Below are 11582 nucleotides of genomic sequence, written 5' to 3'. Positions count from 1 at the left end.
ACCGTCAGGTTCCTACCGATATTACCGAAGGCTGTTATGACCACGCCTGTGGCGCTGCCCAAGACTCGGCAGCGGATGATCCTCGCCGTCCTCGTGCTCTCCTCATTCCTGATCTGGATGGACAACACCATCCTCGGCACCGTTTTCGAAACCCTCGCCGACCCGGCGCGTGGCCTGGGCGCGACCCCCGCGCAGCTGCAATGGGCCACGGGTTCTTACACATTGGTCTTCGCCGCACTCATGTTCACCGCGGGTGCGCTCGGTGACCGCTTCGGGCATCGGCTGATGCTCGGTCTCGGCATGGCGACCTTCGCCGGCGCCTCGGTGTGGGCGGCCTACTCCGGTGATGCCGGTCAGTTGATTGCCGCGCGGGCCGGGATGGGTGTGGGTAGCGCTTTCATCGCGCCCGCCACCATGGCCCTGCTGACGTGGACCTTCACCGGTCCGGCACGGGCCACCGCGATCGGTATCTCCTCCGCGTCGGCGGGTGTCGGCATTGCCGCCGGACCGCTGCTGGCGGGTGTGCTGCTCGATCACTTCTGGTGGGGCTCGGTCTTTTTGGTGAATGTTCCGGCCGTCGCGATCGCGTTGGTGGGGATCTTCACGCTTGTTCCCGAATTCCGCAGTCCCGTACCGCGTCCGCTGGATCCGGCCGGGTTGCTGCTGTCCATTACCGGGCTCGCCGCGTTGGCGTACGGGCTGATTCGCGCCGGGCAGCTTGCCTCGTGGACGCCGGTGGATGTGTGGGCTCCGATCGTCGCGGGTGTACTACTGCTGACCGCGTTCGTGATTGTCGAATTGCGTATGCGCCAGCCAAGTTTCGATCCGCGACTGCTGAAGCAGCGGGTGTTCGGCGGCGGGAATGCCGCGCTCGGACTGCTGCTCTTCGCCATGACCGCGTCCGGTTTCTACGCGGCGTTCTATCTGCAAGGCGCACGGGGCTTTTCGCCGCTGCACGCCGGACTGATCACCGCTCCGACCGCGGTCGGGGTGATTATCGGTGGGCCGCTGGGTGTTCGGCTGGTGCGTCGCTGGGGACTGCGACCGGTCACCGTGACCGCGCTGACGGTGGCGGCCCTGGCTATGGGCTGCTCCGCCTTCTTCGGACTCGAGACGCCGATTGTCCTGAACATCATTGTGGTGGCGATTCAGGGGTTCTCGATCGGCATGGTGATCGGTTCTGTCACAGGGGCTTTGATGAATACGCTGCCCCTGGAACGGGTGGGTGCGGGGTCGGCGGTGAACAATACGGTGCGGCAGACCGGCAGTGTGCTCGGAATCGCGGTGGGCGGCACCATCATGTCCATCGCGTACCGGCGCGGGATGGCCGGCGCGGTGCCGGATCTGCCTGCGGGAGTGCAGGATCAGGCGCGGATATCCGCCGAACAGGCCCGGCATATAGCCGGTGTGATCGGTCGGCCCGACCTGGCCCACGCCGCCGATGACGCGTTCATTCACGCCATGCATGTCGGCAGCGTCTGGACCATGATCATCGCCCTCAGCGGTGCCGCGGTACTGGCGATTTCGCTGCGGCCCGCCCGCAAGCCCGACCCTGCTGCCGAATCGGCCGACTCAGAGAAAGTTCTTCTCCAGCAATAGATTCAGCACATTCGGGTACCGGTCAGGGAAGTCCATCGGGACGATGCCGAAGTGGGCGGGCTGCCCGCGATGCTCATTCAGGTAGCCCTCCACCTTCGGCATGATCGCGGCCGCGTTGTCCTTGGGCCAGGCATTGTCGGAGTAGCTGGTGAAGTTGATGTACATCAGCGAGTTGTTCGTATCCGCGGCTGCTTTGTCGAAGCAGTCCCGGACATACGAATACTTGTCGCCGCCGGATGATCCGGTGCCCGAGGAGCCCGAACCCGCTGAGCCCGAACCTGATCCGGAGTCCAGCCCCATCAGCCCATTGCCCTTGTACCGATCCTGCAGGTAGAAGCGGTCATTGGTGAACACGCCGTTATCCCCGCCCGGCCATTGCAGCGCCGGAAGCTGATTGGCGAACTGGGCGATCAACACGATCCGCCCGCGGGCCTCGCCGAGCGTCGGCACTCGGTCCCCGAGCCAGAACAGCGACCGATACCCCTTGGTGTCGAGGTATCCATTGAAGATGCGCTCGAAGTCACCCCCGACATCGTTCTTCGTGCCGTTCTCCTTCTTCACCCGCATGACAATGACCTCACCGGGATTGCGCCCCAGGAAGTTTCGGCAGTCGTCGAGTACGCCATCGAACGTCAGCCCCTGGTACGAGGCCGAATGATAGATCCCGAACGAGTCACTCATATGATCCTGCAACCCGTTACAGCGCATATCGAGGAACCGGATCCCGCGCTGGAACTGCTCGCCGATAGACCAGTTCTGCGTATGCGACCACTCGGTGCCATTGCCCGGATCGGTGCACCCCGAATCATGGGTCCCCGGAATAGTGAGCCGCAGTAGCGAAGTGGCGTCCGGCAGCGCCCCCATCCAGCCCTGCGGCGCGGGCAGCGCGCTCGCCCGCGCGGCCGGTCCGGCCACGGCGATACCGGCGGCCGCGGCGACGGCGGTACGTACGAAGTCTCGGCGTGTCAGTCTCATCGGGCGGCAGCCTAACCTGGACGGGAGACCAGTACCACCGCTTCGCCCGATTCACGCCCGAACCAGCGAGTAGGCCGGCAACGTGCCAGCATCGGTGACATGTCGATTTCCGTGGAGTCCATCGCACACATCAGGCTCACCGTGCAGAACATCGAACGGTCGCGGGCCTTCTACGAAAAAGTCTTCGGATGGCCCGTCGCCCTCGAGGTTCCACCCGATGCCGACGACGAAACCCGCCACCAACTCGGCTTCCTCTACGGCGGAGTGATCTACCGGATGAACCAAGGACTGATCGGCCTCCGCCCCGCAGGAGCCGACACCTTCGACGAAAACCGCACCGGCCTCGACCACCTCGCCTTCACAGTCGGATCCCTCACCGAACTGGAATCCGCCGCCGCCCACCTCGATTCCTGCGGAGCCGTCCGCGAGAACATCAAAGACATAGGCCCCAGCTACATCCTCGAATTCCGAGACCCGGACAACATCGCCCTGGAGTTGGTCGCCCCGAAGTAAATACGCACGCGCGATGCGACAACCATTCGCTTCGATAAGTCACTTTTGCGGTGCCGGACCACCCGAGAGTGACAAATCGAGGTGAAACGTGGCCCCATTCTCGACCGGCTTCCACCCACGCGCGACCGCAATCCTGATGGTGTCCGCCACCTCCGCCGGCAACACAGGCCGTATCTCACTGTTGATCCAGGCAATGCTTGGGTGCACACGATCCGTTGTAACCAGCAGCGTGGTACCCCCACGCTCCGGCCGATCAACCGCAAAGATAAGGGGCGACCACCCCATACTCTGACAATAGGTCGCCCTCCCACGCACTCGCCAGCGATAGGTAACCCCATCCACCGAAATCCGACGAGATCCCTTGCCACTCAACGTCATTCCTCCACCCTTCCCTCGGTTGCCACCCCATTTCACCGGTCGCCCTCGCTGCAGGCAACCTAATTTGTTCGGATCAACTCCAGTTGGCTTTCAACGTGTCGAGGACGGCGATACACAGCGGGCTGGGGACGACGCCCTCGTTCAGCAGCGCATCAGCCCCTATGAGGACCGGTGTCCCGAAATGTTCGATGGTGTGCGAGGTTACGTCTCCGAAGCCGTCGTCCAACTCCCACACTCCCATTGCCTCCCAGATCAGCCCCGCACCGGAACGATCCGGATCATCGGGGGGTCGGCTGGCGAAACCGGCCTGAGCGGTCAGATATTTAAAGGTAGGCAGCATATTTGCCGTCATGCCGGGATTTGTGACCGCTCAGGCCATCCGAACCCGCTCGGCGATTTTTCACCGTGCGATGAGTGGAGTTGTTCCGACTCGAGGGTTCCGGCGGTGCCAAGACAGGTTGAGTCGGCTCCCGGTAATGTGACGGCCCAAGTTGAAGTTCGGGGGAGATCCATGCAGGCACAACGTATTACCACTGGGCGGCAGGTGTCAGCCCTGTCGTGGGATGGCGATGATCTGGTCGACTTCTCGAATGGCCCGACCCGCTGGTCGCCCGACGGTACCGCCGACTCGCCACAGATTTTCCACGTGTTCGCCGGGTCGTTCGATCATGCGGTGGCCTCGCCATCGGGTCGATTCGACGTCCTGTACGCGGAACGCGGTACGAAGGCGTTGTTTCTGAGTGGCGGGGAGCTGCTCCGTGAACTCGACCGAAGCTATTACCACGCAGAGGATTTCGATTTCCCGGTCGCCCTGGGCACGTTGCCCGATGGGCGCGAGGTCGTTGTGCATTGCCCCAACGAGTACAACGTATTGCAGATCGACGATGCCGAGACCGGCCGTCGTATCACCGAGGGTTCCCGGACACCGCAGGATGTGTTCCATTCACGACTTTCGATCAGCCCCGATGGCCGGTATCTGCTTGCCGCGGGCTGGGTTTGGCAGCCGTACGGTATCGCGATGATCTTCGATCTGGCAGCAGCGGTGAAGGACCCGACGGTGCTCGACGGCCTGGGCCTTCTACCGGCCGTAATGTGCGACGCCGAGGTCGAATCCGCGTGCTGGCTCGACAGCGACCGGGTGGCGATCGCAGCCTCGAATGAGGACGGGGACGCGGAGCCCGACACGCTCGCGCCCGGGCAACTCGGGATCTGGTCCGTCAGTTCAGCCCGCTGGCTTTCTCGCTCCCCGTTGAGTCATCCGGTCGGCACGATGATCGCCTGCGGTGAGCGCATCGTGTCCCTGTACGGCCACCCCAGACTGATCGACCCGACCTCGGGTCGAACGCTCATCGAATGGCCCGACGTAGACGCGGGAAGGAAGTCCGGTAGTTACGGGGTCACCCACGTGCCAACACCGGTCGCCGTCGCGCATCCCGACGGGACACGGCTTGCCATAGCGCAAACCGACCACATCGCAGTCTTGAAACTGGAGCCGTAACCCGTCCCTCCCACGTGCACGGCCGCACTCTCCCATGGGAACCATCGCCCCCGGTGTGAGTAACTGAGCGCATGATCATCAGGAACTGAGGGCGGCGTCGCCCCTCAATTCAGAGCCACCAAGTCCTGGTGATCGCTTGTCCAACAGAGTGTTTCGGCGCCGCCGTCAAGTGCGCTCCGTTTCGTCTGAGATAGTCAGGACGATCGATGCACCCTCCCACCGGCTGTCAGTGAAGGTCGAAGTTGCCCGTGGCGATGCCGGAGGTGAATGCGTCCCAGTCGCTTGGTGCGAAGATCAGTGCAGGTCCGGTGGGATTCTTCGAGTCTCGAACTCCGACTGGACCGGCATCGAGGAAAGTGACTTCCACGCACTCCTGGCTGCCCCCGCTGTGACTGCTCTTGAACCACCGTGCTCCGGACGGATCGACATTCATACTCATATGTCCTTGCTCGCTCGGCGTAACAGGTCTCTACTTCGGCTCGCGTCCAACGCTACCTGCCACATGGTCTCGTGTGCAGTTCGATAGCGTTGAACGCTATCGCGATCGTCGAAGTACATTGCGCCGGTGTAGCTCTCGACGTACACCACCGGTGGTTCGAAGGACTGGCCGGTGTCGTCATCGTCAAAATCCAGAATGATGAACGGGCCGGTCAGATCGCCCAGGGGGACACCTGCCGAATAGGGAAGAATTCGAATGGCGACATTCGGCTTGGTGCTCAAATCGGCGAGGTGGCGCAGCTGAGTGGCCATGATCTTCGCGCTGCCGATCACTCGGTGTAGGACGGATTCATCCAGGATCATGGTGACGGACAAGGGTTTCGAATGGCGCGTGATGAGGATCTGGCGGTGCATCCGCATCTCGACGCGACGGTCGATCTCGGACCCCGACTCACCAGGATGCACTGTCCGCATCAAGACGCGTGCACAGTCCGGGGTCTGGGCCAGGCCGGGTACGAGTTCCTGGAACGATGTGAATGACGCGGAGGCTGATTCCAGGCCCATGTACACATCGAAGTTCTGCGGGATGAGATCGCCGTACTCGTGCCACCAGCTTTTCGTATTGCCCTGCTGAGCAAGCCCTTTGAGCGCTGCGGTCTCGGTCTCCCCGGCTCCGAGCACTTGGCATAGCGCTTCGATGTCCCACATCCGAATCCGATCGGCCTGACCGGTCTCGAGTCGCTGCACGGTCGTAGCACCACGCTCGATCCGCCGGGCGACCTCGGCAATCGTCATGCCCGATTGCTGGCGCAGTTCCCGTAGGTAGCGACCCAGCTGTCGGCGCGGAACGGTCGAAGCGGTTTCAGCCATGGCGGCCTCCCCAGTTGGACGATGTAACCCCAGTTTTTGGATGGTGCTGCAGTCCCGTGCGGATGATTTTCCCTGCATTCGCGGATCTCGCGCTGGGTTTTCGGATCAATTCCAATTGATTATCCAATCTTGCCGTCGGGAACCACCCGCCGGATGTGAGCTGGTAGCACGCTCGGAAGGATGCCGAACCTGAATCCTCTTCCGCCGATGACCAAGGGGGTCAACGATGTCCAGCAAGAAGCAGTGGTCGGTGCAGGCGATCATCGCGCGCATCGAACGTGAGAAGCGGGAGGCCGAGTACGCCACCACGAAGGTCGGGTATTCGGTGCGCGGGTTGTGGTCGTGCTATGCCGATCCCGGCATATTGACTGCGGCACAGGCGCATACGGCAATGCAGTTACATCTCGAATGCGGAGTGGCGACCTGCCGGGTTCGATCGCGGGCGCGCAACGTACTGGTCACGGCGGGCCGCATGATTCTCGACCCGCGTGCCGCCCGAACATCGACGGACCCCGCCAGATTGTTGTTCACGATGCTACGAACCGCGCTGTTCGGCTGCGGCACACTGTTTCTCGGTGGTCACCATGCCCTTCGATGACCGCGCCCAGATCGAACTCCAGGTGATCCAGGACGTCCTCGACATCGTTGACGCCCGCCTGCGTGAGCGCGAACTCCATGGCTGGCGGCTGACCGTGCCCCGCTCGCGCATCTACGCGGCGGTTCTGCTCGCCGTGATAGTCAGCGCCCGCGAATCCCACCGCATCCCAGCCACTCTCGATCGCGCCGCCATCCTCGATGTCATCTTCGACGGTCTCGAACCTTCTGATTCCGCAGACGGTCTACATCTGGTCGAGGACACCATCAGAAGCCATACCATCCACCCGAATTGACCGATGCAAGCCCTAACGAAACCCCACGAAGTCCTCCCCCTGACGCGCATCAAGATCAACGGGAACTGACCGTGGTAAATCGCGAGTAGAGCCCCCGGTCAGTTCCCGTTGATCAACCGTCCAGCTGAGCGCCTTGGGTGCGGAGGGCGAAGCGGACTCGGTCGAGGATTACGTGGGGGCGGGTACGCAGGAGTTGGGCGTTGACCCGGACGATTCGCCAGCCCAGGGATTCCAGGTTGGCGAAGCGGTCGATGTCCTTGGTGCGCTGATCCCGGTCGGCCCAGTGTTGGATACCGTCGTATTCGACCGCGACTTGCCAGCGCCTCCACCCCATATCGACGCGGGCAACAAAGCAGCCGTAGTCGTCGCGAATGACGAGTTGCGTCGCAGGAGTGGGTAATCCGTCGTCGATAAGCAGCAGTCTGGTGAGTGACTCCGGCGGTGATTCCGCACCGCTGTCGATCAGCGGAATGGTCCTCGCCAGTTGCCTGATTCCGCGCAGGCCGGAGTGATGCTCGGCCAGCGCGGCGATATCATCGGGCGTCAGTCCGGTTGCGGCGCACAGTGCATCGAGAATTGGCACGGCCTCCGCACGCGACAGTCGGCGTCCGATATCGAAGCCGGTGCGAGCCGGAGTGGTCACCCGGAAGCCGTCGATTTCACAGCACTCCGACCGTTCGAGCGTGTCCCGGACCGTGCGAATACCGTTCGGCGGCTTGCAATGTCCGGGCAATGCCAATTCTGCCGGAGTTCCGGCATTCAGCCAGCGAGTGCCATACATAGCGGCAGCCGACAGTCCGACCAGCACTCCCTGCCCCTTGGCCCAGTGCCCGGCCGCCCGTGCCTTCGCCGCCGCATCGAGTACATACCCCTTCGCCATGTACACATCCGGGAACACCCGGTCGAAATCGTGCCGCAGCTCCCAATCGGTGACGAGACCCGCGTCCATTGCCCACGACCCAGGAAAGGGCCCCTCCAGTTCCCCCATCCATCGAGTTCTACGCCGGAGTCGACAGCCTCGTACGGGAGATGAAAGCTTCGCACCCTTTGCAACGGCCAGAGATGCCGCAGGCACCGGCTGGGCCTCAGCCGGTGAGTCGACGGCGCGAAAGTCGAATGCAACCGGGGCCTTTCCGGATGTCGCAACCCCTTGCGCGCGGAATGATCTTCTCGGCCTCGGTTCAGACCGCTTTCAATCGACGGCGGCGACGTGGAGCGACTCGCATGAATGCCGCAGTGGAGTAGGCCTGCGCTAACGCGGTGGAACTCACCCGCCAACCCTCACCAAAATATCGAATCCGACTGCTACAACTTCTCAATCGGCTACCTTGACCACGACCATCAATTCGACGACACCGCAACCGATTTTGCCCGGCCCTGGAACGCATTGCGGCACTGTAAGAACCGTCATAGGAACACTCGTCGATACCATGATCGACGCCGGAAGCATTTTGTGCACGAGCGTGAAATCGGTTCTGGCCCAGTACTATTTGGATGTCAAGGCGGGCCGCAGCGAGGGAAGCGGCGGATATGTGGACGGCATCTTCGACGTCAGTGGAACCTGGAATTGTATTTCGGAGACGGCCGCAAAAGGCGGACATGCCCATTGCGTACTCGGCTCAACGCAGATATCAACCACGGGTTGACGGATCCCATAGAACGGCGCGCCGCAATTCGCTCGATGAAATCCCGCTGATTGAGTGGATCGAAAGGCACAATGTGGCCCATGTCGACATTTGCCCGATTGTTGCAGGTCGCCGTCGCGAGTGCGCTGGTCATAGCCGTCAGTAATGGCGTCGCGGCTGCCCCGGCCGAGAGCGCCCCCTTCGGTCTGTCGCTGCCTTGGCCAACTGGCGAGCCGAACGGAGTACAGGCGCCAGGGGCAGCCCTGGCAGACGGAATCGTCGGCACGGTGTTGTGGTCGCGGGAGGCGAACACCCAGGTCCCGATAGCCAGCATCGCGAAGGTGATGACCGCGCTGGTCGTCATCAATGCCGGCGACCTCGACCGCACCATCACCGTGCCGCAGGAAAGCATCGCCTACTGCGCGGGGTACGGCGGCAGCACCGCGAGCCTGGCCGCCGGCGAGGTCCTCACCACGCGCCAACTCCTCTACGCGATGTTGCTGCCCTCAGGCTGCGACGCCGCCTACGCCCTGGCTGAAGGCTACGGCCCCGGCCAAGACGGCTTCATCGCCAAAATGAACGGCACCGCCCGTGGAATGGGCTTGGCGGCAACAAATTTCACCGACCCCAGCGGCCTCCCGGTCCCCGACGACTACTCCACCTACTCCACCCCCGCGAACCTGGTTACCCTCGGCCTGCGCGCGATGAGCCAGCCGGTATTCCGTGAGATCGCCGGCTCCCAGAGCTATCATCTGCCCGCCGGCCCAGCCAACCGCGAACACCACTGGCAGACCACAAACCTGCTGCTGCACGACTACCCCGGCACCATCGGCATCAAAACCGGCTCCACCGACGCCGCCGGAGCCTGCCTACTCTTCGAAACGGTCCGAGCAGGAATCCCACTGATCGGTGTGGTCCTGCACAGCTCACCCGGCGCCGGCATCGCCGCAAAGGAAGACGCCGAGCGCATGCTGAACTGGGCCTACGACCCGATCTTCAGCGCCCTGCCGATCGGTTAACGTCGAATCCGACAGGCCGCCTGCGGATCCCGGCCCACCCCAGGCTGATCCGCGGCCATCCGACGACTCTGCCGTTATCCCGGACCTGGGAGCCGAATCACGCTGGGCAGCAGGCCATCTGACGTGTCAGAGCCGCGTCGCGAGGTAGCTGTCTTCAGTAAAGTAGGCGAAGGAATCGGCGAGGAAGTCCGCGTCGATAGGCGGCAGGTGCCAGGCGCCATCCGAACTCGCGACGGCCGATGAGGCAAGTCGGTCGATGGTGTCGGTGACAGTGGTCGCGTAGTCACCGACCGCCTGATACCCGAGATCTGTTGCAGCGGAGGTGTCGAGCACGATCGGCGGCCGCGCATCCCTCGGATGTTGCCCCAACCCAGGGGCAGCATCCTCGTCGAGCTTCTGAAGGATCACGCGGTGACCACCCTGCTGTCCGGGGATTACGACAGACTCAGCAGCTGATCAGCTGCCGTACACCATATTCCTGGACGCAACCTTGCTGTGGAGCGCAACGCACCCTCAACGGGCAGAGATCATCTCAGCGCGGGGGGACTCTCGGCTCGCGGTGTTGTGCCAGCTCGGCGGCGTGCTGCGGACGCATTTCTTTGCCGCTTGCGGATCGGCGCGCTGCGCGTCGAACTCGTGCGCGGGCCGGGGCCGCAGCCAGCTGCCATCGGTCGGGTTTGTCGGCGGCTTCCCAGCGCACATCGAAGCTTGGCCCGTGCGCGAGTGGGGACCGGTCGCGACGAATCATCCTGTTGGGTAAGGAGTCCGGAGTAAGATCACCGGGCAGCGTGGCCATCGCAGGTTCGGGTCCGCTCCAGAGGGCTCGACGGTGGTTCGCCGGATCGAGGGATGTGCCGATGTCCGACCTGCGCGCTTACGCAGTCTTGACCGCAGTGCCCGCGCTGCTCGCGTTCGGATCCGGCACGGCCGCACCGCAACCCGCTGATCTTCCCCTGCCTGCTGCGGCTCACCCCGAACACGCTGAAATGCACACTGTGGCAACGGATCCCCATTCTCTGCCATTGGTATCCGAGACTGTCCAACTGCCGGAGGGAATCGACCCGGGGCTCGGCGACCAAGCCCTGAGCTACTTGGACGGTGTGCAAGGGCAGATCGCCAACGCGTACGACGGTATCGGCTTCCCCCGCAGTGAATCCGACCGCCGCACCGCCTCCACCGTGGCCGGAGGAGTCATCGGCGCCGTCGTCGGCAAGGTCGTGGTCTTCCCGCTGGAGATCGTGGGATGCGGAGTCGGCGCGGCGGTCGGCGCGATCGCCGGTGGCATCGCGGGCGCTCTCCCGACCGTGGGTGTGGGCGCCCCGGTCGGGGCGGCGGTCGGCGGCGTGGCCGGGTGCCTGCTCGGCGGCCTGGCAGTCGCCATCCCCGTGGATGTGATCGGTCTCGTCGGTGGCGCTGTCATCGGCGGATCTGTCGGTGGCGCCCTGGGCTCCGGCATCAACACTGCCCCGGCCGACGCGCCCCTCCCTATCGTGAACACCCAAGCGCCCCAGGCCGATCCGCCGCCACCCACGCCCGTCGCGGCCGATGCCTTCGCCGCGATCAGCCCCGACACCAAGACGGCCGTAACCTCGCTGCGGACCGCGATCGCGGCCCTGCCCCCGCTCACCCCCGACGCACTCGGCCCACTCACCCAACCCGCCAACGACCTGCTCGCGGCGGTACAGGCAGCATTCTGACCTGAAGATCAACGGCCGGAGGTGAACTCAGGCCGTTGCTCTACGGGCAATGCGCGCAACTTCCGCGAATGGCAAGGTGG

The 11582-nt window shown here is 63.7% G+C and carries 14 protein-coding genes; 8 read left to right on the top strand and 6 right to left on the bottom strand.

Going from position 1 to position 11582, the window contains the following annotated elements:
- Positions 1–36 precede the first annotated feature (36 nt).
- Positions 37–1599, top strand: coding sequence for an MFS transporter (locus tag GFY24_RS29605; RefSeq protein WP_228566755.1), 1563 nt, complete (start codon positions 37–39; stop codon positions 1597–1599).
- Here GFY24_RS29605 and GFY24_RS29600 read toward each other — a convergent pair.
- Positions 1573–2574 (bottom strand): phosphatidylinositol-specific phospholipase C, encoded by a 1002-nt coding sequence (locus GFY24_RS29600; RefSeq protein ID WP_153808396.1) that lies wholly within the window; start codon positions 2572–2574, stop codon positions 1573–1575. The genes GFY24_RS29605 and GFY24_RS29600 overlap by 27 nt on opposite strands.
- A 99-nt stretch (positions 2575–2673) precedes the next feature.
- Here GFY24_RS29600 and GFY24_RS29595 point away from each other — a divergent pair, with 99 nt between their 5' ends.
- On the top strand, positions 2674–3087 hold the full coding sequence (locus GFY24_RS29595; protein WP_153808395.1) for a VOC family protein: 414 nt from the start codon (positions 2674–2676) through the stop codon (positions 3085–3087).
- 451 nt (positions 3088–3538) lie between these two features.
- Here the strand turns inward: GFY24_RS29595 and GFY24_RS29590 are convergent, their stop codons facing one another.
- A complete protein-coding gene (locus GFY24_RS29590) occupies positions 3539–3817 on the bottom strand; it encodes a hypothetical protein (RefSeq protein WP_153808394.1) in 279 nt (92 codons plus the stop codon).
- A 159-nt stretch (positions 3818–3976) separates the two neighbouring features.
- On the opposite strand from GFY24_RS29590, the gene GFY24_RS29585 reads away from it, so the two are divergent.
- The gene (locus GFY24_RS29585; protein WP_153808393.1) at positions 3977–4963 is read left to right on the top strand and encodes a hypothetical protein; all 987 of its coding nucleotides are present in this window, start codon (positions 3977–3979) and stop codon (positions 4961–4963) included.
- Positions 4964–5189: 226 nt separating this feature from the next.
- Here the strand turns inward: GFY24_RS29585 and GFY24_RS29580 are convergent, their stop codons facing one another.
- Together GFY24_RS29580 and GFY24_RS29575 are read right to left on the bottom strand one after the other, a co-directional pair.
- Positions 5190–5396, bottom strand: coding sequence for a DUF397 domain-containing protein (locus GFY24_RS29580; protein WP_153808392.1), 207 nt, complete (start codon positions 5394–5396; stop codon positions 5190–5192).
- A gap of 2 nt (positions 5397–5398) precedes the next feature.
- Positions 5399–6271 carry a helix-turn-helix transcriptional regulator gene (locus tag GFY24_RS29575; RefSeq protein WP_153808391.1) on the bottom strand — a complete coding sequence of 291 codons (873 nt, stop codon included), beginning with the start codon at positions 6269–6271 and terminating at the stop codon, positions 5399–5401.
- Positions 6272–6497: 226 nt separating this feature from the next.
- On the opposite strand from GFY24_RS29575, the gene GFY24_RS29570 reads away from it, so the two are divergent.
- Both GFY24_RS29570 and GFY24_RS29565 read left to right on the top strand, forming a co-directional pair.
- Positions 6498–6869, top strand: coding sequence for a hypothetical protein (locus GFY24_RS29570; protein ID WP_153808390.1), 372 nt, complete (start codon positions 6498–6500; stop codon positions 6867–6869).
- The gene (locus GFY24_RS29565) at positions 6856–7161 is read left to right on the top strand and encodes a hypothetical protein (RefSeq protein ID WP_228566754.1); all 306 of its coding nucleotides are present in this window, start codon (positions 6856–6858) and stop codon (positions 7159–7161) included. The genes GFY24_RS29570 and GFY24_RS29565 overlap by 14 nt, the downstream gene beginning before the upstream one ends.
- Positions 7162–7273: 112 nt before the next feature.
- Here GFY24_RS29565 and GFY24_RS29560 read toward each other — a convergent pair whose 3' ends face one another.
- The gene (locus GFY24_RS29560; RefSeq protein WP_228566753.1) at positions 7274–8110 is read right to left on the bottom strand and encodes an endonuclease domain-containing protein; all 837 of its coding nucleotides are present in this window, start codon (positions 8108–8110) and stop codon (positions 7274–7276) included.
- A 379-nt stretch (positions 8111–8489) separates the two neighbouring features.
- Here GFY24_RS29560 and GFY24_RS29555 point away from each other — a divergent pair, with 379 nt between their 5' ends.
- Positions 8490–8807, top strand: a complete 318-nt coding sequence (locus GFY24_RS29555) for a hypothetical protein (RefSeq protein ID WP_153808387.1) — start codon at positions 8490–8492, stop codon at positions 8805–8807.
- Between the two features lie 80 nt (positions 8808–8887).
- Entirely contained in the window at positions 8888–9805 is a 918-nt protein-coding gene (locus GFY24_RS29550) for a D-alanyl-D-alanine carboxypeptidase family protein (protein ID WP_153808386.1), read from the top strand.
- 126 nt (positions 9806–9931) lie between these two features.
- On the opposite strand, the gene GFY24_RS29545 is transcribed toward GFY24_RS29550, so the two are convergent.
- The gene (locus GFY24_RS29545) at positions 9932–10213 is read right to left on the bottom strand and encodes a hypothetical protein (protein ID WP_153808385.1); all 282 of its coding nucleotides are present in this window, start codon (positions 10211–10213) and stop codon (positions 9932–9934) included.
- Positions 10214–10827: 614 nt separating this feature from the next.
- On the opposite strand from GFY24_RS29545, the gene GFY24_RS29540 reads away from it, so the two are divergent.
- On the top strand, positions 10828–11502 hold the full coding sequence (locus tag GFY24_RS29540) for a hypothetical protein (protein ID WP_153808384.1): 675 nt from the start codon (positions 10828–10830) through the stop codon (positions 11500–11502).
- Positions 11503–11582 lie beyond the last annotated feature (80 nt).

It is taken from the genome of Nocardia sp. SYP-A9097, assembly GCF_009649815.1.
GTDB lineage: Bacteria > Actinomycetota > Actinomycetes > Mycobacteriales > Mycobacteriaceae > Nocardia.
Note: the sequence above shows the minus strand (reverse complement) of the source record. Positions and strands in the feature narration are given on the sequence as shown.